Raw genomic sequence first — 18,096 nt, forward strand, 5'->3', positions numbered from 1 at the left:
TTCACTAATCTCTTTTTAATATCTTTAATAAGGCTTCTTTTGCTTGACTAATTGTAAATATATCATCTCCAAGTTCAAAACCCTTACTCTTTAATTCTTTAACTAAATATGTAACTTGTGGTACAGCTAATCCTACATTCTCTAATGTATCAATTTCCTTAAAAACATTCTTAGGAGATCCATCAAGAATTATTTCTCCACCATTCATTACAATTACTCTTTCAGCAACTTTTGCGACGTCTTCCATGCTATGTGAAACAAGAATAATCGTCATACCATATTCATCATGTAACTTTACTATTTGCTCTAATATTTCATCTCTACCCTTTGGATCTAAACCTGCTGTAGGTTCGTCAAGAATTAGCACCTTAGGTTCCATTGCTACAACCCCTGCTATAGCAACTCTTCTTTTCTGCCCTCCACTTAGTTCAAATGGCGACTTTTCCTTATATATTTCATAGTCTAGACCAACCATTTCCATAGCTCTTCTAACCCTGTGAGATATTTCTTCCTCACTTAGTCCCAAATTACTTGGACCAAAAGCAATATCTTTCGCAATTGTTTCCTCAAACAATTGATACTCTGGATATTGAAACACTAACCCTACCTTTTTTCTTATATCTGTAAGCTTTGCACCTTTTTCAGTTATATTTTTATCATCTATAACTATTTCACCAGAAGTTGCTTGTAACAATCCATTTAAATGCTGAATTAATGTAGATTTACCTGACCCCGTATGTCCAATTAATGCTACAAATTCTCCTTGATTTATTTCTAATGAAACATTATTTAATGCAATTTTCTCAAAAGGACTTTTAGGCATATATATATGAGTTAAATTACTTACTTTAATTGACATAATGCATTCACCATCTCATCCACATTTAATATTTCTGTACCTATTTCTATCCCTGATTTTTGTAATTCAAATGCTAATTCAGTCACTTGTGGTACATCCAAGCCAATCTCTTTCATTTCTTTTACTTTTGAAAATACCTCTCTAGGTTTTCCTTGTAATACAATATTTCCTTGTTCCATTACAACTACTCTATCACCTTCAACTGCTTCATCCATGTAATGAGTAATTAAAATAATAGTTATTCCTAGATTTTTATTTATCTCTTTTATGGTTCTAATTACTTCTTTTCTTCCTGAAGGGTCTAACATAGCTGTTGGCTCATCAAGTATAATACATTCTGGTTGCATAGCAAGTATACCTGCTATTGCAATTCTTTGTTTTTGGCCACCTGATAATAGATGTGGTGCATGCCTTCTATATTCATACATACCAACCTTATTAAGGCTTTCATCTACTCTTCTTCTAATCTCACTTGGTTCAACTCCAAGATTTTCTGGTCCAAATGCAACATCCTCTTCTACAATAGTAGCTACCATTTGATTATCAGGATTTTGGAATACCATTCCTGCTGTTTTTCTTACATCCCATATATTTTGTTCATTTTTAGTATCCAGACCATTTACATATACAGTTCCGTCTGAAGGTATTAGCAACGCGTTTATGTGCTTTGCTATAGTTGATTTTCCTGAACCATTATGTCCTAAAACTACTAAAAATTCACCTTTTTTAACCTCTAAATCTACACCTTTTAAGGCATAATACTCTTCTCCATTTTCATGAGAGAGATATTTAAAACTAAGATTTTCGCATTTTACAATATTTTTTTCCATCATGACTCTCCCTTTCTTTAATAACTATTATAAAAGATACAGTTAAATAATTCTATAGCTTTACCAATTCCTTATATATTTTATAACAGTTACTAGATTAATCTTTTGTATAGTAAAATGGGGACTAAGTTATCACTTAATCCCCTTTATATTATACTAATTCAAGTATAACTAATTCAGCACCGTCTCCTCTTCTTGGACCAACTTTGAACATTCTAGTGTATCCACCTTTACGTTCAGCGTATTTAGGAGCGATTTCTTCAAATAATTTCTTAACTACATCTTCTTCAGTTACGAAAGATAAAACTTGTCTTCTAGCGTGAAGATCTCCTCTTTTTGCTAGAGTAATCATATTTTCAGCAAGGCTTCTTGCTTCTTTCGCTCTAGTGTCAGTAGTTTCAATTTTGCCATGCTTTAAGAAGCTTGTAACAAGGTTTCTTAACATAGCTCTTCTTTGGTCTGTTGGACGACCTAATTTACGATAACCTGGCATGACTATACCTCCTTACTCATCGCTTAGTCTTAATCCTAAGCCTAGTTCCTTAAGTTTTCTTTCAACCTCTTCAAGTGATTTTTTACCTAAGTTTCTTACTTTCATCATATCATCCATGGATCTTTGTGCAAGTTCTTGAACAGTGTTTATACCTGCTCTCTTTAAACAGTTATATGATCTAACAGAAAGGTCTAGTTCCTCGATAGTCATCTCAAGAACCTTTTCCTTCTTATCTTCTTCTTTTTCAATCATTATTTCCATATCACTAGTATTATCAGTTAATGACATGAAAAGTTTGAAGTGTTCTATCAGTATTTTAGCTGATAGACTTATAGCTTCATCAATTTTAATTGTACCATTAGTCCAAATTTCTAATGTTAACTTATCATAATCTGTAATTTGACCTACTCTTGTATTTTCAACAGTAAAGTTTACTCTTTTAACAGGAGTATAAATTGAATCTACAGCAATAGCACTTAGTGGTAATGAGTCAGATTTGTTTTTGTTTTGTGTAACATATCCTCTACCTCTATTAACAGTAAGTTCCATATAAAGTCTGCCTTCATCATCTAAAGTAGCAATATGTAAATCCTTATTTACTACCTCAACATCTCCGTCAGTTTTAATGTCTCCTGCTGTTACTACTCCTGGACCTTTGGCATCTATATATATAACCTTTGGACCTTCTCCACTCATTCTTAGTGCAAGACCTTTAATGTTAAGAATTAATTCAGTAACATCTTCTTTAACACCAGTAACTGTAGAGAATTCGTGTAGTACTCCATCAATCTTCACAGATGTAGTTGCAACTCCTGGTAAAGATGATAAAAGAATTCTTCTAAGTGCATTACCTAGTGTAATTCCATATCCTCTTTCTAATGGTTCAACTACGAACTTACCATAAGTTCCATCTTCACTTTGTTCAATACATTCAATAATTGGCTTTTCTATTTCTAACATGCGCAAAACCCTCCTTCAATTAAATATGGCAACCTTATTATGAGGGCAACTGATTCAACATTTGCAATGGAGAAATATCCTCCAGTTGCAAATAGCATATTATTACTTACTGTATAACTCAACGATAAGAGTTTCATTAACATTGATGTCAATGTCTTCTCTTGCTGGTACAGCAACTACTTTACCTTCAAAGTTTTCAGTATTAGCAGCTAACCACTTTGGTAAAGTCTTTGGATTTTCTGCAAAAACTTTGAATTTTTCTGTTGCTCTGCTTTTTTCTGATACAGAAATAACATCATTTACGCTTACTCTGTAAGAAGCAATATCTACCTTCTTACCATTTACTAAGAAATGTCCATGAGTAACTAATTGTCTAGCTTCAGCTCTTGAAGAACCGTAACCTAGTCTGAAAGCTACGTTATCTAGTCTCATTTCTAGTAACATAAGTAGGTTTTCACCTGTTATTCCTCTCATTCTTTCAGCTTTTTCGTAGTACTTTCTGAATTGTTTTTCAAGTACTCCGTAAATTCTCTTAGCTTTTTGCTTTTCTCTTAATTGTGTTCCATAGTTAGAAAGTTTCTTTCTGCTAGCTCCATGTTGTCCTGGCGCATAACTTCTTCTAACGAAAGCACATTTATCTGTATAGCATCTATCCCCTTTAAGGAATAGTTTTGCACCTTCTCTTCTACATAATCTACATGCAGATCCAGTATATCTTGCCATTAATTACACCTCCTATGACGTTTGTACTACACTCTTCTTCTTTTTGGTGGTCTACAACCGTTGTGTGGTATTGGAGTAACATCCTTAATTAGAGTTACTTCTAAACCAGCAGCTTGTAAACTTCTTATAGCAGCTTCTCTACCTGATCCAGGTCCTTTAACGTAAACCTCAACACTCTTTAATCCGTGTTCCATAGCAGATTTAGCTGCAGTTTCAGCCGCCATTTGAGCTGCAAATGGAGTACTCTTTCTTGAGCCTCTAAATCCTAACGCTCCAGCTGATGACCATGATAAAGCATTACCTGCTGCATCAGTTAAAGTTACTATAGAATTGTTGAAAGTTGACTTAATGTGAGCTGCTCCGTGTTCAACATTCTTTCTTTCTTTTCTTCTTCTTGTTTTCTTAACTTTTGCTGCTACCATTGTCTTCCCTCCTTACTATTTTTTCTTGTTAGCAATAGTTTTCTTTGGACCTTTTCTAGTTCTTGCATTAGTTTTAGTTTTTTGTCCTCTTACAGGAAGACCTTTTCTATGTCTAATTCCTCTGTAGCAACCAATTTCAACTAGTCTTTTGATGTTAAGAGCGATTTCTCTTCTTAAATCTCCCTCAACAACTCTATCCTTTATGATATTTCTTATAGCATTTACTTCGTCTTCATTTAAGTCTTTTACTCTTGTGTCTGGGTTTATTCCAGTTTCTGCTAATATCTTTTGAGAAGTGGATAAACCTATTCCGTATATATAAGTTAGACCTATCTCAACTCTTTTTTCTCTTGGTAGGTCAACACCAGCTATTCTAGCCATTAAAACTTACACCTCCTGGTAATTAAATTCCCTTTTCATGTGGTAAATATATAAATAAAATTTCAGGTCATTGGTATTTTAACCTCTGTCAGCCGCTCCTAAAATTCATTTATGCTAATTAATTGACTATATAATGATATTTTAGAATGGAAAAAAAGTCAATAATAAATACCTTCCATTCCACTATTTTTTTAATAAACTTATTTATATTAGCCTTGTTTTTGCTTGTGCTTTGGGTTTTCGCAAATAACCATTACTCTACCTTTTCTTTTTATAATTTTGCACTTTTCGCAAATAGGCTTAACTGATGGTCTGACTTTCATCGCTAACCCTCCTTATTATTTATGAGCAGGAAAATCAATGCTTTTCCGCTAACATTTAAGTTGTTTAATTTTATTTTGCTCTCCAAGTAATTCTGCCTCTTGTAAGATCATATTGAGATAATTCAACTGTAACCTTATCTCCTGGAAGAATTCTTATGAAGTTCATTCTTAACTTTCCTGAAATGTGAGCAAGGATTTTATGCCCACTTTCCAATTCTACTTGGAACATAGCATTAGGTAATGATTCTAGAACTACCCCTTGCATTTCAATTACATCATCTTTTGACATAAGGTAATCAAACCTCCTTATCAATGCCTTGAAGCTTTATAAATCTTTTAATCTTTAAATCTAAACTCTTATCTTTAGATATAATTTCTTTCTCTAACGTTTTATCGAGTATATCTGTAAGATTTAAGTGTTTTAGTTTCTTCTTTTTAGGCATTTCACTTAATTTTGTACTTCCATTAGCAAGGGAAACATAGTTATCATCTAAAACTCTAACTACTATATAAGGTTTATCCTTATCTCTACCTGCTTTGGAAAATACTAATCTGCCAACTAAGTCGTTATTCTGCAAACTTGTTTCACCTCAATGATTACCTTAGTAATAAATCTACAAGCCATTTTGTGGCAAGTGTGAATCTATAACTAAGCAACACTTAACTATTTAATTAGTGTTAGTATCTCGGGACCATTAGGTAAAATAGCAACAGTATTTTCATAATGAGCTGAATACTTCCCATCAGCTGTCACTACAGTCCAATCATCGTTTAAGGTTTTAACTCTCCAAGTTCCAACGTTGACCATTGGTTCTATTGCTAATACCATTCCTGATGATAATTTTGGACCTCTTCCAGGTCTTCCGAAATTAGGAACATCAGGATCCTCATGAACACTTTTTCCTATTCCATGTCCTACATAATCTCTTACTACTGAAAACCCTGCATCTTCTACATACTTTTGAATTTCGTATGAGATGTCTGTTAATCTATTATCTACAATTGCCTTTTCAATTCCCTTGAAAAAACTTTTTTCGGTAACTTCAATTAGTCTTTCAGCAGTTTCAGATACGTTTCCTACTGGAAAAGTTCTTGCTGCATCACTGTGGAATCCATCTAAGAGAACACCGCAATCAATGCTTACGATATCTCCTTCTATTAACTTTGTGCTTCCTGGTATTCCATGAACTACTTGCTCATTAACAGATATACAGAGTGAAGCTGGAAAACCATATAATCCTTTAAAGGAAGGTTTTGCTCCATGCTTAGTTATAAATTCTTCTGCAATTTTATCTAATTCCTCAGTAGTAATACCAGGTTTTATTTTAGTTTCAATTAAATTTAATGTCTCTGCCAATAAGTGTCCTGCATTTCTCATTAGGTTGATTTCATTATCATTTTTTAAAATAATCATTCTTACTCACTTCCTAATATATCACAGATGCTTTCAAAGACCTCATTAATTGCTTGTGTACCATCTACAACCTCAAGTAATCCCTCTTTCTTATAGAATTCTATAAGTGGTTGAGTTTGGTTTTCATAAACAGTTAATCTTTCTTGAACAGTTTCTTCACTATCATCTTTTCTTTGGATAACATCCGAACCACAAACATCACATTTACCTTTTTCTAAAGGTGGATTGAACTTTATGTGGTAACTTGCTCCACAAGATGGACAAACTCTTCTTCCTGTCATTCTTTCTAAAATAAATTCTCCTGGAACTTGAATTAGTAGTGCTGTATCTAATACTTCATTTCTATCTTGTAAGAAGTCATGAAGTGATTCAGCTTGAAATACTGTCCTTGGGAATCCATCTAACAGATAACCATTTTGGCAATCTTCTTCTTGCAATCTATCTTTAACCATATTAATAGTTACTTCATCTGGAACTAATTGACCTTTGTCAATATATTTCTTCGCTTCAACACCCAATGGAGTGTTTTCAGAAATGTTTTTTCTGAAAATATCTCCAGTTGAAATGTGTGGTATGGAGTATCTATTACTAATTGACTTTGCCTGTGTCCCTTTTCCTGCACCAGGAGGACCAAATAATACAATTTTCACCGGCATCATCTCCATCCTGTTTTGCTCTATTTTAAAAATCCTTGGTAATGTCTTACTACCAACTGTGATTCTAAGGTTCTCATTACATCTAACGCTACACCAACTAAAATTAATATTGAAGTAGGTCCGAACGCAATCCCTTTAAATTGTGTATTATTTTCAATTACTATAGGTACTATTACTAAAAATGCCGCAAATAATCCACCAAATAAAGATACCCTAGTTAGCATTCTTTCTAGATACTTTTCTGTAGGTTTTCCTGGTCTTATACCTGGAACAAATCCAGCTGACTTATTCATATTTTCAGCCATTTCATCTGGCTTAAATGTTACTTGAGTATAGAACCAAGTAAAGAATATGGTAAGTAAAGCATAAACTACTGCATACATCCAAGTCTTACTATTAAATACACTATATGAACTACTCATTATCCACTTTGCCCACTCCTTATTAGGGAATAATTGTGCAACAGTTTGTGGGAATTGCATTACTGACATAGCAAATATTATTGCTATAACAGCTGATCCTATTAAACTTAATGGTATATGAGTTGATTGTCCTTTGTACATTTTGTTACCCACTGCTTTACCTGCATATTGAACTGTAACTCTTCTTTCAGCTAGTGATAGATAAATTACACCTGCCAATAATGCTAAAATAAATATTACAAGTAATATTACTTGAACCGGGTCAACTTGTTCTGTTTGTTGTAATCTTCCTAATGATGCTACTGTGCTTGGTACTCTTGATACAATGTTTATGAAAATTATAAGAGATATTCCGTTTCCGATACCCTTAACTGTTATCTGATCACCTAACCACATACAGAATACTGATCCAACTGTAAGTGTTAATATAATCTGATATATAAGAGCATAACTAGAATCTTTAATACCACCTTGCTGATTCATAAGTGCCAAAGTACCATATGCTGTAATAAGTCCAAAACCTATTGATGCATATCTAGTTATTTTTTGAATTTTTTTACGACCTTCTTCTCCCTCTTTAGATAATTGTTCTAATGGGGGAATTGCTATAGTAAGTAGTTGCATTATGATTGATGAATTGATATATGGAACAACTCCAAGTGCCAAGATACTAAATCTACTTAACGCACCACCAGACATCAAATCATAAAAGCTCCACAAACTATTTCCGTTTTGAGTCAAGTTCTTTAGATAGTCTGTATCAATTCCAGGTACAGGAATATGACTTCCTAACCTGTAAATTGCTACAATAAATACTGTCCATAATAATCTTTTTCTCAAATCCGGAACCTTCCAGGCATTACGTAGGGTTGATAGCATAATTAAATCACCTCAACTTTTCCTCCAGCTGCTTCTATCTTCTCTATTGCAGTCTTAGAGAATTTACATCCTTTTACAGTTAGGTTCTTTTCTAATTGTCCATTTCCTAATATTTTAACTCCGTCTCTTAATTTGCTTATTACTCTTGTTTCAAGTAATAATTCTGGAGTTACTTCAGTTCCATTCTCAAATATATTTAATCTATCAACGTTTATTGAAACATATTCTTTAGCAAATATATTGGTGAACCCTCTCTTAGGAAGTCTTCTGTATAGTGGCATTTGGCCCCCTTCAAATCCAGGTCTTACTCCACCACCAGATCTAGCGTTTTGTCCTTTTTCACCTTTACCAGCGTTTCTTCCTAATCCTGATCCAGTACCTCTACCGATTCTCTTAGGTGCTTTCTTGCTTCCTTCAGCTGGCTTTAACTCATGAAGTTTCATGCTACTTACACCTCCTTATTTTTAAACTTCTTCAACTTTTAATAAGTAGTCTACTTTGTTTATCATACCTCTGATTTGAGGTGTACTTTCATGCTCTACAGTTTTACCGATTTTTTTTAGTCCAAGGGCATTTGCAGTAGCAATATGGTCTTTCTTTCTACCTATTAAGCTCTTAACTAGTGTAACTTTTACCTTAGCCATCGCACAATCCCTCCTAACCTAGAATCTCTTCAACAGATTTTCCTCTTAATTTAGCAATATCTTCTGCTGTTCTTAAGCTTGCTAATCCGTTGATTGTAGCGTTAACCATGTTTCTTGGATTGTTAGAACCTAATGATTTAGCTCTAACATCTTTTAATCCTGCTAATTCAAGTACAGCTCTTGCTGGACCTCCAGCAATAACTCCTGTACCTTCTGTAGCTGGCATTATTAATACTTTACCAGTACCGAATTTTCCGTATATTTCATGTGGAACTGTTGTTCCAACCATAGCAACGCTAACTAAATTTTTCTTTGCGTCTTCTATTCCTTTTCTGATTGCTTCAGGGATTTCTACTGACTTACCCATTCCTACGCCTACGTGTCCGTTTTCGTCACCGACAACTACTAGTGCGCTGAATCTGAAGTTTCTACCACCCTTAACAACCTTAGTTACTCTGTTTATGAAAACAACCTTTTCTTTAAGGTCTAGTGTGCTAGGATCGATTCTCATTTATTTCCCTCCTTGTTTTTTAGAATTTAAGGCCTGCTTCTCTTGCACCTTCAGCTAATTCTTGAACTCTTCCGTGGTATATGTATCCACCTCTGTCAAATACCACTTCAGTTATTCCTTTTTCAATAGCCTTTTTAGCAACTGAAGTACCAACTATTCTAGCTGCTTCTTTGTTGCTTCCAGTTCCATTGAATTCCTTATCTAAACTTGAAGCAGCAACAAGAGTTACAGCATTAACATCATCTATAATTTGAGCATATATATTCTTATCACTTCTGAAAACACATAATCTTGGTCTTTCAGGAGTTCCAGATATTTTCTTACGGACTCTTAGGTGACGTTTAGTTTTAGCTTGTTTTCTGTCTACCTTCTTGAACATAAGGGTTCACTCCTTCCTATTATTTCTTACCAGTTTTACCTTCCTTACGTCTGATAACTTCATTAGAGTACTTAATACCTTTACCTTTATATGGTTCTGGTTCTCTCCATGATCTTATATCAGCTGCAACTGCACCAACTTTTTCTTTGTCTATTCCTTCAACTATTACTTTAGTTGTTCCATCTAACTTAAAGTCTACACCTTCAACAGCTTCAACTTCTACTGGATGAGAATATCCAAGATTCATTACTAACTTTTTACCTTGTAATTGTGCTCTATAACCAACACCTATTAATTCTAGAGTTTTTGAGAAACCTTGAGTTACTCCAATAACCATGTTATTAATAAGGGCTCTTGTCAAACCGTGAAGAGCTCTGTGATTTTTTTGATCACTTGGTCTAGTTACAACAACTTCGTTGTTTTCAACTGCTATTTTTATGTCCTTGTGCATAGCTTTTACTAGCTCACCTTTAGGACCTTTTACTGTAACAACGTTGTCTGGTGTTACAGTAATAGTTGCTCCTGCAGGAATAGCTATTGGTAATCTACCTACTCTTGACATAATCGCACCTCCTGTATTCCATTTTAAGAACAATTCTCTATAAAAACTTAATTCTAGTCAATCTCAATTTTAGAAATTACCATACGTAGCAGATAACTTCTCCACCTAATCCTTGGCTTCTAGCTTCTCTATCTACTACTATTCCTTTTGAAGTTGATATTACTGCAACTCCTAATCCGTTAAGTACTTTTGGTACTTCATCTTTTTTACAGTAAACTCTTAATCCTGGTTTAGATATTCTCTTAAGTCCAGTGATTACTCTTTCTTTGTTAGCACCATATTTAAGAGTGATTCTTAACATAGGAACTACACCATCGTTATACTCTTCAATTTGTTTAATATAACCTTCTTGTAATAATATATTAGTTAAAGCCTTCTTTACATTAGAAGAAGGAACCTCTACTGTTTCATGTCTTACAGAGTTTGCATTTCTAATACGAGTTAGCAAATCTGCAATTGGATCTGTCATAACCATTGAATTGTGCCTCCTTTCGCTACATTAGATTATTACCAGCTTGCCTTTTTGCATCCAGGAATTTGACCCTTGTAAGCAAGTTCTCTAAAACAAATTCTGCAGATACCAAACTTTCTTAGCACCGCATGTGGTCTTCCACATATTCTGCATCTAGTATATGCTCTTGTTTTATACTTAGGTTCTTTATTCCACTTTTCTATTATTGCTTTACGTGCCATGATATCCCCTCCTTATTATTGAGCGAATGGCATACCAAGAAATCTTAATAATTCTCTTGCTTCTTCGTCAGTGTTAGCTGTTGTTACGAAGATTATATCCATTCCTCTCACTTTATCGATTTTATCATACTCAATTTCTGGGAATATTAACTGTTCTTTAACTCCTAGAGCATAGTTTCCTCTACCATCAAATGCATTAGCTGAAACACCTCTGAAGTCTCTTACTCTTGGAAGAGCTATTGACATTAATTTGTCAGCAAACTCATACATTTTTGCTCTTCTTAATGTAACCTTACATCCTAAAGGCATGTTTTCTCTTATTTTAAAGTTTGCAACTGATTTCTTTGCTCTTGTTAAGATTGGCTTTTGTCCTGATATTAATGTTAAATCACTAACAGCTGACTCTAAAACCTTTTGGTTTTCTTTAGCCTCTCCAACTCCCATATTTATAACTATTTTTTCAAGCTTTGGTACTTCCATTATATTTTTATAACCGAACTTTTCAATCATCGCTTGAACTACTTCTTTTTCATATTTTTCTTGTAGTCTAGGTATCATTAAAAGAACCTCCTTTCAGATTAGAATGTCTCTCCACACTTCTTACATACTCTTACTTTAGTACCATCATCAAGAAGTTTATTGGATATTCTTGTTGCACTCTTACATTTTGTGCAGTATAGCATAACTTTTGAGCTATATAATGGAGCTTCTTTTTGTACTATACCGCCGTTCATATTTTCTCTATTTGGTTTTTGGTGTTTACTTACTATGTTAACTCCTTTTACGATAACTTTTCCGCTCTTAGGAATTACTTTTAAGACTTCTCCAGTCTTACCCATATCAGTTCCTGATACAACTATAACTGTATCGTTCTTTCTTACATGTACCTTCACCTTAGCCACCTCCTACTCTCTTATAGAACTTCAGGTGCTAATGATAATATTTTGTTAAATTCTTTATCTCTTAGCTCCCTTGCAACTGGTCCGAAGATACGAGTTCCTCTTGGTTGCTTATCGTCTTTTATTATAACTGCTGCATTTTCATCGAATTTTATATATGATCCGTCGCCTCTTCTTAAACCTCTTTTAGATCTAACTATAACTGCTTTTACAACGTCACCTTTTTTAACAACTCCGCCAGGTGTTGCACTTTTTACTGAAGCAACGATTATATCTCCAATGTTTCCATACTTTCTTTTGGATCCACCTAATACTCTAATACACATTATTTCTTTAGCACCAGAATTGTCTCCAACTTTTAGTAAGGTTTGTTGTTGTATCATGTAATTAACCTCCTTTCGTCTTAAAAAAGATTACTTCGCCTTTTCTACTATTTCAACTAGTCTCCAATTCTTATCCTTAGATAATGGTCTAGTTTCCATAATTAATACTCTATCATTTATTTTAGCTTCATTATTTTCATCATGAGCCTTAAATTTTGTAGTTCTGTTTACTGTCTTTCCATAAAGTGGGTGTCTAACCTTTGTTTCAACAGCTACAACAATTGTTTTATCCATTTTATCAGAAACAACTCTGCCGATTCTCTTCTTTCTTAATCCTCTTTCCACTGAGCTTACCTCCTTTCAGCCTTGCGAAATTATTGCTCAATTGCCTTAAGTTCTTCTTCTCTGATGATTGTTTTAATTTGGGCGATTGATTTTTTAACTTCTCTTATCCTCATTGGGTTTTCTAATTGTCCTGTAGCTAATTGGAATCTTAAGTTGAATAATTCAGCCTTAAGGTCATTTAACTTATCTTTTAAATCTTGAGGATTGCTTGATCTTAACTCTATTAACTCTTTAGCCTTCATTATTCTTCACCACCCATTTCCTCAAAATCTCTTCTTGTAACGAACTTTGTCTTTATAGGAAGTTTGTGCTGAGCAAGTCTCATTGCTTCTCTAGCTACTTCTTCTTGAACTCCTGAAAGTTCGAACAATACTCTGCCTGGTTTAACTACTGCTACCCAATATTCTGGTGATCCTTTACCGGAACCCATTCTTGTTTCAGCAGGTTTTTCAGTTACCGGCTTATCTGGGAAAATCTTTATCCAAAGTTTTCCACCTCTTCTAATGTATCTATTAATTGCTATTCTGGCAGACTCAATTTGGTTGCTTGTAATCCATCCGCAAGCTGTTGCTTGAATACCAAAATCTCCGTATGCAAGGAAATTACCTCTAGTAGCTTTACCTTTCATTCTACCACGTTGTACCTTACGATGTTTTACTCTTTTAGGCATTAACATGACGTATTCCTCCTTTCTTATTACGCGTTAACTTCTTCCTTCACTTCAAGTACTTTTTTAGTTGGAAGAACTTCTCCATTATATACCCATACTTTTACGCCGATCTTTCCATATGTTGTATCTGCTTCAGCAAATCCATAATTAATATCAGCTCTTAATGTTTGTAGTGGGATTGTTCCTTCATGATATTGTTCAGTTCTAGCGATTTCTGCTCCACCTAGTCTACCTGAACATGCAGTCTTAACACCTTTAACTCCTGATTTCATAGCTCTTTGAATTGTTTGTTTCATAGCTCTTCTGAAAGATATTCTCTTTTCTAATTGAGCTGCTATGTTTTCAGCCATTAATTGAGCGTCTGCTTCTGCATTTTTAACTTCAACAATGTTTATTAAAACATTTTTTTCTTTTATGAATGCTTCTAATTTCTTCTTTAAAGCCTCAATTCCTGATCCGCCTCTGCCGATTACGACACCTGGCTTAGCAGTGAAAATGTTCAATTTTACTCTGTTAGTATATCTCTCAATTTCGATTTTTGAGATACCAGCTGAGAATAATTCCTTTTTAACGAATTCTCTGATTTGATTATCTTCAACAAGATTATCTGCAAAATCTTTTTTGTTTGCGTACCATTTTGCATCCCAACCTTTGATAACACCAACTCTAAGTCCGTGAGGATGTACTTTTTGACCCACTGTATTTCCCTCCTTCTACTAAGCTCTTTCTTTAACTACTACAGTTATATGGCTTGTTTTTTTGTTTATTCTGAATGCTCTACCTTGAGCATGTGGTCTAAATCTCTTTAATGTTGGTCCTTGACCTACATGAGCCTCTGCAACATATAATTTATTTACATCTAATTCCATGTTGTTTTCAGCATTAGCAACTGCTGATTTAAGTACTTTATTAACAACAACTGCTGCTTCCTTTGGAGTATATTGTAATATTGCGAAAGCTTCATTAACATTTTTTCCACTTATTAAATTAAGAACTATTCCTACTTTCATAGGTGACATTCTTACATACTTAGCTATTGCTTTAGCATTTTTAGCTTCCATTGATGTGATCCTCCTTTCCAGGCAACTACTTTCTCTTTGATGACTTTTCAGTGTCAACGTGTCCTTTATAAGTTCTAGTTAAAGCGAATTCTCCTAATTTATGACCTACCATATCTTCACTAACATATACTGGAACATGCTTTCTTCCATCATGAACAGCGATAGTGTGACCGATCATTTGTGGGAATATAGTTGAGCTTCTTGACCAAGTCTTAACAACTTTCTTCTCACCATTAGTATTCATTTCTTCTATCTTCTTTAAAAGACCTGCATGAATAAAAGGTCCTTTTTTAATTGATCTACTCACTTGAAATCCTCCCTTCATAAACCTTTATGCTTCCAAGCAATGAAGAGAATTAAATATTCTCTTCAAATTACTTGCTGTTTCTTCTCTTGATGATAAATCTATCTGAGTACTTCTTGTGTTTTCTAGTTTTGTATCCAAGTGCTGGTTTACCCCATGGAGTAACTGGACTTGGTCTACCTACTGGAGATCTACCTTCACCACCACCGTGTGGATGGTCATTAGGATTCATTACAGATCCTCTTACAGTTGGTCTCCAACCCATGTGTCTCTTTCTACCTGCTTTACCAAGGTTAACAATGTCATTTGTTAAGTTAGAAACAGTTCCTATAGTAGCTCTGCATTCTATTCTAACATATCTCATTTCACCTGAAGGTAATCTTAATGTAGCATAGTTTCCTTCTTTAGCCATTAATTGTGCTGAAGAACCAGCAGCTCTTACTAATTGAGCACCTTTACCAATTTGTAGTTCAACATTATGAACAATTGTACCTACTGGAATGTTCTTCAAAGGAAGTGTATTACCAGGCTTAATATCAGCTTCTGGTCCAGATACTATAACATCACCAACTTTTAAACCAACTGGAGTGATTATGTATCTCTTATCTCCATCCGCATATACTACTAATGATATATAAGCTGATCTATTTGGATCATACTCAATTGTAGCAACTTTTGCTGGAACACCATCTTTATTTCTTTTGAAATCTATAATTCTATATTTTCTTTTAGCACCACCACCGTGATGTCTTACAGTTATTTTTCCTTGTGCATTTCTACCACCAGTCTTACTTAAAGAAACAAGAAGTGATTTTTCAGGAACATTTGTAGTGATTTCTTCAAATGTTGGCATTGTCATTTCTCTTCTTGATGGGGTAGTAGGATTAAACTTTTTAACTGCCATCTAAATTTCCCTCCTTACTCTAGCTTCTCTGGCATACAGCCAATAATACGCTTTATTATTGCATCATTCCTTCAAAGAATTCAATTCCTTTACTGTCAGCTGCAAGTTTTACTATAGCTTTCTTGAAGTCAGCTCTTTTACCAATGTGAACGCCAACTCTCTTTGTTTTTCCTTCAACGTTCATAGTTTTAACATCTTCAACTTTAACGCCGAAAACTTCTTCAATAGCTCTCTTTATTTGAACTTTGTTTGCTGTTGGATGAACTATGAAGGTGTATTTTCTATCTGCCATTTCTGCCATACTCTTTTCAGTAATGATTGGCTTTCTTATTATATCATGGCTAGTTAATTTCATTATGCGTACACCTCCTCAATTTTAGATACAGCATCCTTAGTGATAACTAATTTTTCAAACTTTAATATATCATAAACGTTTATGTTATTAACTGGAATAACTGACACGCCTTGAATATTTCTAGCTGATTTATATACATTTTCATTAGATTCTGCTGTAACTATTAGAGTTTTCTTTGCATCTAATGCATTTAATAAGTTAACCATAGTTTTAGTCTTTGGAGCTTCAAAAGCTAAATCTTCTAAAACTAATAATTGGTTATCAACAACTTTACTTGATAGAGCTGATTTTATAGCAACTCTTCTCATTGTTTTTGGAACTGAAACTCTGTAGTCTCTTGGCTTTGGTGCAAAAACTATACCACCATGTATCCATTGTGGTGCTCTTATAGAACCTTGTCTTGCTCTACCAGTTCCTTTTTGTCTCCAAGGCTTAATTCCGCCTCCTCTTACTTCAGCTCTTGTTTTAGCTGATTGAGTTCCTTGTCTTTTATTCGCTAATAATGCAACAACAACTTGGTGCATTGCATATTGATTAACTTCAACTCCGAACACATTTTCATTTAGTTGAAAATCTCCAACTTTTTGACCTTCTTTATTAAATAATCCTACTGTAGGCATCCTGTTTCCTCCTTTCTACCGAAATTAAGCTTTAACAGCGTTTCTTATAACAACTGTTCCTTTATTTGGACCAGGGATACCACCCTTTATTAATAGCAAGTTCTTTTCAGGCATTATCTTAACTACTTCTAAATTTAATACTGTTGTATTAACAGCTCCCATATGTCCTGGCATTCTCTTGTTTTTGAAAGTTCTTGATGGATCTGAAGATGCTCCCATAGAACCAACTGCTCTGTGGAACTTAGAACCGTGGGACATTGGTCCTCTACTTGCATTCCATCTCTTAATAGTACCTTGGAATCCCTTACCTTTAGAAACTCCTGATACATCTACTTTTTCTCCAACTTCGAATATGTCAACCTTAATTTCTTGGCCAACTTCATATTCACTAGCGTTTTCTAATTTGAACTCTTTTAAAGTTCTCTTAAGAGCAACGTTAGCTTTTGCGAAGTGTCCTTTTCTTGGCTTATTAACTAACTTTTCTCTTATATCTCCAAATCCAACTTGTAGTGCTTCATATCCATCTTTTTCTGTAGTCTTTTTTTGAACAACTACACATGGACCTGCTTCTACAACTGTAACTGGAACTACTTTTCCATTAGCATCGAAAATTTGAGTCATTCCTATCTTCTTTCCGATAATTGCTTTTTTCATTTACTACACCTCCTAAACATATTAGCGGATTACTTCATGGTAATCATAACAGTTTCTTAATTAAACTACGCATTTTTTGTCCTACATAGCTTGATATTATAATTTGATTTCAATATCAACACCTGCTGGAAGATTTAATCTCATTAATGCATCAACAGTTTTTGGTGATGGATTAACTATATCAATCAATCTTTTGTGAGTTCTTATTTCGAACTGTTCTCTAGAATCTTTGTACTTGTGAACAGCTCTTAATATTGTAACTACGTCTTTTTCAGTAGGTAGTGGAATTGGTCCTGCCACCTTTGCTCCTGTTGACTTTGCAGTTTCAACTATCTTCTCAGCTGATTGATCTAATATTGTGTGATCAAATGCTTTTAGTCTGATTCTGATTTTTTGTTTTGACATTTTGTTCCCTCCTTTTCATGTACGCTTTACTTCTAACGCACACCAGTAATGTAAACTGCTCCGGGTGTATCCACCTTTCAAACACAAAAGACATCACTGTCGTTGAATTCTAGATCCAAACGTGCTCAACAAGAATTACCCGGAAGTCCGGCAACCTCTCGCATCATCGCTGTATGCTATGCAACTTCTTTATTATACTATATAAGATTTCACTAAGCAATAATTTTTTTAGTGTATTTTTCATTTTTTTTAACTATTTCTACATTCTCTACAATTATATTATATCTTACCCTAAAATGTAAATAAAAAAGAAGTAACAAGGTAACCCTTGCTACTTCTTAAATATATCTTAGTTGAAACTATTTAACTATAGTAGTAACAACTCCAGAACCTACAGTTCTTCCA

General features: G+C 34.2%; 34 protein-coding genes. All 34 read right to left on the minus strand.

The window, feature by feature from the left end:
- Window positions 1-4: 4 nt before the first annotated feature.
- The gene (locus tag PTZ02_RS17105; RefSeq protein ID WP_274228996.1) at window positions 5-859 is read right to left on the minus strand and encodes an energy-coupling factor transporter ATPase; all 855 of its coding nucleotides are present in this window, start codon (window positions 857-859) and stop codon (window positions 5-7) included.
- A complete protein-coding gene (locus PTZ02_RS17110; protein WP_274228997.1) occupies window positions 844-1,689 on the minus strand; it encodes an energy-coupling factor transporter ATPase in 846 nt (281 codons plus the stop codon). The genes PTZ02_RS17105 and PTZ02_RS17110 overlap by 16 nt, the downstream gene beginning before the upstream one ends.
- A 151-nt stretch (window positions 1,690-1,840) precedes the next feature.
- A complete protein-coding gene (gene rplQ / locus PTZ02_RS17115) occupies window positions 1,841-2,182 on the minus strand; it encodes a 50S ribosomal protein L17 (RefSeq protein WP_202769348.1) in 342 nt (113 codons plus the stop codon).
- A 12-nt stretch (window positions 2,183-2,194) separates the two neighbouring features.
- On the minus strand, window positions 2,195-3,142 hold the full coding sequence (locus tag PTZ02_RS17120; protein WP_202769349.1) for a DNA-directed RNA polymerase subunit alpha: 948 nt from the start codon (window positions 3,140-3,142) through the stop codon (window positions 2,195-2,197).
- 102 nt (window positions 3,143-3,244) lie between these two features.
- Window positions 3,245-3,865, minus strand: coding sequence for a 30S ribosomal protein S4 (gene rpsD / locus PTZ02_RS17125; RefSeq protein WP_274228998.1), 621 nt, complete (start codon window positions 3,863-3,865; stop codon window positions 3,245-3,247).
- Between the two features lie 26 nt (window positions 3,866-3,891).
- Entirely contained in the window at window positions 3,892-4,287 is a 396-nt protein-coding gene (gene rpsK / locus PTZ02_RS17130) for a 30S ribosomal protein S11 (protein ID WP_202769351.1), read from the minus strand.
- Window positions 4,288-4,302: 15 nt separating this feature from the next.
- Window positions 4,303-4,668 carry a 30S ribosomal protein S13 gene (gene rpsM / locus PTZ02_RS17135; RefSeq protein WP_202769352.1) on the minus strand — a complete coding sequence of 122 codons (366 nt, stop codon included), beginning with the start codon at window positions 4,666-4,668 and terminating at the stop codon, window positions 4,303-4,305.
- 209 nt (window positions 4,669-4,877) lie between these two features.
- The gene (gene rpmJ / locus PTZ02_RS17140) at window positions 4,878-4,991 is read right to left on the minus strand and encodes a 50S ribosomal protein L36 (protein WP_025434559.1); all 114 of its coding nucleotides are present in this window, start codon (window positions 4,989-4,991) and stop codon (window positions 4,878-4,880) included.
- A gap of 70 nt (window positions 4,992-5,061) precedes the next feature.
- Window positions 5,062-5,280: a translation initiation factor IF-1 gene (infA, locus tag PTZ02_RS17145; RefSeq protein ID WP_202769353.1), complete on the minus strand. Its 219-nt coding sequence runs from the start codon at window positions 5,278-5,280 to the stop codon at window positions 5,062-5,064.
- A gap of 7 nt (window positions 5,281-5,287) precedes the next feature.
- Complete coding sequence (locus PTZ02_RS17150) at window positions 5,288-5,569, minus strand: hypothetical protein (RefSeq protein WP_274228999.1); 282 nt, start codon at window positions 5,567-5,569, stop codon at window positions 5,288-5,290.
- An 86-nt stretch (window positions 5,570-5,655) separates the two neighbouring features.
- Window positions 5,656-6,405 (minus strand): type I methionyl aminopeptidase, encoded by a 750-nt coding sequence (map, locus tag PTZ02_RS17155; protein WP_274229000.1) that lies wholly within the window; start codon window positions 6,403-6,405, stop codon window positions 5,656-5,658.
- A 2-nt stretch (window positions 6,406-6,407) separates the two neighbouring features.
- Window positions 6,408-7,055 carry an adenylate kinase gene (locus tag PTZ02_RS17160; RefSeq protein WP_274229001.1) on the minus strand — a complete coding sequence of 216 codons (648 nt, stop codon included), beginning with the start codon at window positions 7,053-7,055 and terminating at the stop codon, window positions 6,408-6,410.
- A gap of 26 nt (window positions 7,056-7,081) precedes the next feature.
- On the minus strand, window positions 7,082-8,362 hold the full coding sequence (gene secY / locus PTZ02_RS17165) for a preprotein translocase subunit SecY (RefSeq protein ID WP_274229002.1): 1,281 nt from the start codon (window positions 8,360-8,362) through the stop codon (window positions 7,082-7,084).
- A gap of 2 nt (window positions 8,363-8,364) precedes the next feature.
- Window positions 8,365-8,805 carry a 50S ribosomal protein L15 gene (gene rplO, locus PTZ02_RS17170; protein ID WP_274229003.1) on the minus strand — a complete coding sequence of 147 codons (441 nt, stop codon included), beginning with the start codon at window positions 8,803-8,805 and terminating at the stop codon, window positions 8,365-8,367.
- A gap of 21 nt (window positions 8,806-8,826) precedes the next feature.
- Window positions 8,827-9,006: a 50S ribosomal protein L30 gene (gene rpmD, locus PTZ02_RS17175; protein WP_274229004.1), complete on the minus strand. Its 180-nt coding sequence runs from the start codon at window positions 9,004-9,006 to the stop codon at window positions 8,827-8,829.
- Window positions 9,007-9,019: 13 nt separating this feature from the next.
- Window positions 9,020-9,517, minus strand: coding sequence for a 30S ribosomal protein S5 (gene rpsE / locus PTZ02_RS17180; protein WP_238884308.1), 498 nt, complete (start codon window positions 9,515-9,517; stop codon window positions 9,020-9,022).
- 19 nt (window positions 9,518-9,536) lie between these two features.
- Entirely contained in the window at window positions 9,537-9,896 is a 360-nt protein-coding gene (gene rplR / locus PTZ02_RS17185; RefSeq protein ID WP_274229005.1) for a 50S ribosomal protein L18, read from the minus strand.
- 19 nt (window positions 9,897-9,915) lie between these two features.
- Window positions 9,916-10,458: a 50S ribosomal protein L6 gene (rplF, locus tag PTZ02_RS17190; RefSeq protein WP_274229006.1), complete on the minus strand. Its 543-nt coding sequence runs from the start codon at window positions 10,456-10,458 to the stop codon at window positions 9,916-9,918.
- Window positions 10,459-10,534: 76 nt separating this feature from the next.
- Entirely contained in the window at window positions 10,535-10,933 is a 399-nt protein-coding gene (gene rpsH, locus PTZ02_RS17195) for a 30S ribosomal protein S8 (protein ID WP_202769363.1), read from the minus strand.
- Between the two features lie 32 nt (window positions 10,934-10,965).
- Complete coding sequence (locus PTZ02_RS17200; protein ID WP_202769364.1) at window positions 10,966-11,151, minus strand: type Z 30S ribosomal protein S14; 186 nt, start codon at window positions 11,149-11,151, stop codon at window positions 10,966-10,968.
- A gap of 15 nt (window positions 11,152-11,166) precedes the next feature.
- Window positions 11,167-11,709 (minus strand): 50S ribosomal protein L5, encoded by a 543-nt coding sequence (rplE, locus tag PTZ02_RS17205; RefSeq protein WP_202769365.1) that lies wholly within the window; start codon window positions 11,707-11,709, stop codon window positions 11,167-11,169.
- 20 nt (window positions 11,710-11,729) lie between these two features.
- Window positions 11,730-12,044: a 50S ribosomal protein L24 gene (rplX, locus tag PTZ02_RS17210; protein WP_238884307.1), complete on the minus strand. Its 315-nt coding sequence runs from the start codon at window positions 12,042-12,044 to the stop codon at window positions 11,730-11,732.
- A gap of 20 nt (window positions 12,045-12,064) precedes the next feature.
- A complete protein-coding gene (gene rplN / locus PTZ02_RS17215; protein WP_202769367.1) occupies window positions 12,065-12,433 on the minus strand; it encodes a 50S ribosomal protein L14 in 369 nt (122 codons plus the stop codon).
- 30 nt (window positions 12,434-12,463) lie between these two features.
- Entirely contained in the window at window positions 12,464-12,718 is a 255-nt protein-coding gene (gene rpsQ / locus PTZ02_RS17220) for a 30S ribosomal protein S17 (RefSeq protein ID WP_202769368.1), read from the minus strand.
- A 29-nt stretch (window positions 12,719-12,747) separates the two neighbouring features.
- Entirely contained in the window at window positions 12,748-12,960 is a 213-nt protein-coding gene (gene rpmC, locus PTZ02_RS17225) for a 50S ribosomal protein L29 (protein WP_202769369.1), read from the minus strand.
- Entirely contained in the window at window positions 12,960-13,394 is a 435-nt protein-coding gene (gene rplP / locus PTZ02_RS17230) for a 50S ribosomal protein L16 (protein WP_202769370.1), read from the minus strand. Before rplP ends, rpmC begins: the two co-directional genes overlap by 1 nt.
- A gap of 20 nt (window positions 13,395-13,414) precedes the next feature.
- Window positions 13,415-14,086 (minus strand): 30S ribosomal protein S3, encoded by a 672-nt coding sequence (rpsC, locus tag PTZ02_RS17235; RefSeq protein ID WP_274229007.1) that lies wholly within the window; start codon window positions 14,084-14,086, stop codon window positions 13,415-13,417.
- Window positions 14,087-14,104: 18 nt separating this feature from the next.
- Window positions 14,105-14,449 carry a 50S ribosomal protein L22 gene (gene rplV / locus PTZ02_RS17240; protein ID WP_202769372.1) on the minus strand — a complete coding sequence of 115 codons (345 nt, stop codon included), beginning with the start codon at window positions 14,447-14,449 and terminating at the stop codon, window positions 14,105-14,107.
- Window positions 14,450-14,474: 25 nt separating this feature from the next.
- Window positions 14,475-14,756, minus strand: a complete 282-nt coding sequence (gene rpsS / locus PTZ02_RS17245) for a 30S ribosomal protein S19 (RefSeq protein ID WP_202769373.1) — start codon at window positions 14,754-14,756, stop codon at window positions 14,475-14,477.
- Between the two features lie 67 nt (window positions 14,757-14,823).
- Window positions 14,824-15,657, minus strand: coding sequence for a 50S ribosomal protein L2 (gene rplB / locus PTZ02_RS17250; RefSeq protein WP_274229008.1), 834 nt, complete (start codon window positions 15,655-15,657; stop codon window positions 14,824-14,826).
- 55 nt (window positions 15,658-15,712) lie between these two features.
- A complete protein-coding gene (gene rplW / locus PTZ02_RS17255) occupies window positions 15,713-16,012 on the minus strand; it encodes a 50S ribosomal protein L23 (protein ID WP_202769375.1) in 300 nt (99 codons plus the stop codon).
- The gene (rplD, locus tag PTZ02_RS17260) at window positions 16,012-16,632 is read right to left on the minus strand and encodes a 50S ribosomal protein L4 (RefSeq protein WP_274229009.1); all 621 of its coding nucleotides are present in this window, start codon (window positions 16,630-16,632) and stop codon (window positions 16,012-16,014) included. The genes rplW and rplD overlap by 1 nt, the downstream gene beginning before the upstream one ends.
- Before the next feature lie 24 nt (window positions 16,633-16,656).
- Window positions 16,657-17,286, minus strand: a complete 630-nt coding sequence (gene rplC / locus PTZ02_RS17265; RefSeq protein ID WP_238884306.1) for a 50S ribosomal protein L3 — start codon at window positions 17,284-17,286, stop codon at window positions 16,657-16,659.
- A 96-nt stretch (window positions 17,287-17,382) separates the two neighbouring features.
- A complete protein-coding gene (gene rpsJ / locus PTZ02_RS17270; RefSeq protein WP_022211980.1) occupies window positions 17,383-17,691 on the minus strand; it encodes a 30S ribosomal protein S10 in 309 nt (102 codons plus the stop codon).
- Window positions 17,692-18,096 lie beyond the last annotated feature (405 nt).

The organism is Clostridium sp. 'White wine YQ', from assembly GCF_028728205.1.
In the GTDB taxonomy this organism is placed as follows: Bacteria; Bacillota; Clostridia; order Clostridiales; family Clostridiaceae; genus Clostridium_T.

What these genes read in the sequence shown, in the direction of transcription:
- PTZ02_RS17105 (WP_274228996.1), bottom strand. Translation starts at nt 859, where the DNA reads ATGTCAATTAAAGTAAGTAATTTAACTCATATATATATGCCTAAAAGT.
- PTZ02_RS17110 (WP_274228997.1), bottom strand. Translation starts at nt 1,689, where the DNA reads ATGGAAAAAAATATTGTAAAATGCGAAAATCTTAGTTTTAAATATCTC.
- rplQ (WP_202769348.1), bottom strand. Translation starts at nt 2,182, where the DNA reads ATGCCAGGTTATCGTAAATTAGGTCGTCCAACAGACCAAAGAAGAGCT.
- PTZ02_RS17120 (WP_202769349.1), bottom strand. Translation starts at nt 3,142, where the DNA reads ATGTTAGAAATAGAAAAGCCAATTATTGAATGTATTGAACAAAGTGAA.
- rpsD (WP_274228998.1), bottom strand. Translation starts at nt 3,865, where the DNA reads ATGGCAAGATATACTGGATCTGCATGTAGATTATGTAGAAGAGAAGGT.
- rpsK (WP_202769351.1), bottom strand. Translation starts at nt 4,287, where the DNA reads ATGGTAGCAGCAAAAGTTAAGAAAACAAGAAGAAGAAAAGAAAGAAAG.
- rpsM (WP_202769352.1), bottom strand. Translation starts at nt 4,668, where the DNA reads ATGGCTAGAATAGCTGGTGTTGACCTACCAAGAGAAAAAAGAGTTGAG.
- rpmJ (WP_025434559.1), bottom strand. Translation starts at nt 4,991, where the DNA reads ATGAAAGTCAGACCATCAGTTAAGCCTATTTGCGAAAAGTGCAAAATT.
- infA (WP_202769353.1), bottom strand. Translation starts at nt 5,280, where the DNA reads ATGTCAAAAGATGATGTAATTGAAATGCAAGGGGTAGTTCTAGAATCA.
- map (WP_274229000.1), bottom strand. Translation starts at nt 6,405, where the DNA reads ATGATTATTTTAAAAAATGATAATGAAATCAACCTAATGAGAAATGCA.
- secY (WP_274229002.1), bottom strand. Translation starts at nt 8,362, where the DNA reads ATGCTATCAACCCTACGTAATGCCTGGAAGGTTCCGGATTTGAGAAAA.
- rplO (WP_274229003.1), bottom strand. Translation starts at nt 8,805, where the DNA reads ATGAAACTTCATGAGTTAAAGCCAGCTGAAGGAAGCAAGAAAGCACCT.
- rpmD (WP_274229004.1), bottom strand. Translation starts at nt 9,006, where the DNA reads ATGGCTAAGGTAAAAGTTACACTAGTTAAGAGCTTAATAGGTAGAAAG.
- rpsE (WP_238884308.1), bottom strand. Translation starts at nt 9,517, where the DNA reads ATGAGAATCGATCCTAGCACACTAGACCTTAAAGAAAAGGTTGTTTTC.
- rplR (WP_274229005.1), bottom strand. Translation starts at nt 9,896, where the DNA reads ATGTTCAAGAAGGTAGACAGAAAACAAGCTAAAACTAAACGTCACCTA.
- rplF (WP_274229006.1), bottom strand. Translation starts at nt 10,458, where the DNA reads ATGTCAAGAGTAGGTAGATTACCAATAGCTATTCCTGCAGGAGCAACT.
- rpsH (WP_202769363.1), bottom strand. Translation starts at nt 10,933, where the DNA reads ATGGTTATGACAGATCCAATTGCAGATTTGCTAACTCGTATTAGAAAT.
- PTZ02_RS17200 (WP_202769364.1), bottom strand. Translation starts at nt 11,151, where the DNA reads ATGGCACGTAAAGCAATAATAGAAAAGTGGAATAAAGAACCTAAGTAT.
- rplE (WP_202769365.1), bottom strand. Translation starts at nt 11,709, where the DNA reads ATGATACCTAGACTACAAGAAAAATATGAAAAAGAAGTAGTTCAAGCG.
- rplN (WP_202769367.1), bottom strand. Translation starts at nt 12,433, where the DNA reads ATGATACAACAACAAACCTTACTAAAAGTTGGAGACAATTCTGGTGCT.
- rpmC (WP_202769369.1), bottom strand. Translation starts at nt 12,960, where the DNA reads ATGAAGGCTAAAGAGTTAATAGAGTTAAGATCAAGCAATCCTCAAGAT.
- rplP (WP_202769370.1), bottom strand. Translation starts at nt 13,394, where the DNA reads ATGTTAATGCCTAAAAGAGTAAAACATCGTAAGGTACAACGTGGTAGA.
- rplV (WP_202769372.1), bottom strand. Translation starts at nt 14,449, where the DNA reads ATGGAAGCTAAAAATGCTAAAGCAATAGCTAAGTATGTAAGAATGTCA.
- rplB (WP_274229008.1), bottom strand. Translation starts at nt 15,657, where the DNA reads ATGGCAGTTAAAAAGTTTAATCCTACTACCCCATCAAGAAGAGAAATG.
- rplW (WP_202769375.1), bottom strand. Translation starts at nt 16,012, where the DNA reads ATGAAATTAACTAGCCATGATATAATAAGAAAGCCAATCATTACTGAA.
- rplD (WP_274229009.1), bottom strand. Translation starts at nt 16,632, where the DNA reads ATGCCTACAGTAGGATTATTTAATAAAGAAGGTCAAAAAGTTGGAGAT.
- rplC (WP_238884306.1), bottom strand. Translation starts at nt 17,286, where the DNA reads ATGAAAAAAGCAATTATCGGAAAGAAGATAGGAATGACTCAAATTTTC.
- rpsJ (WP_022211980.1), bottom strand. Translation starts at nt 17,691, where the DNA reads ATGTCAAAACAAAAAATCAGAATCAGACTAAAAGCATTTGATCACACA.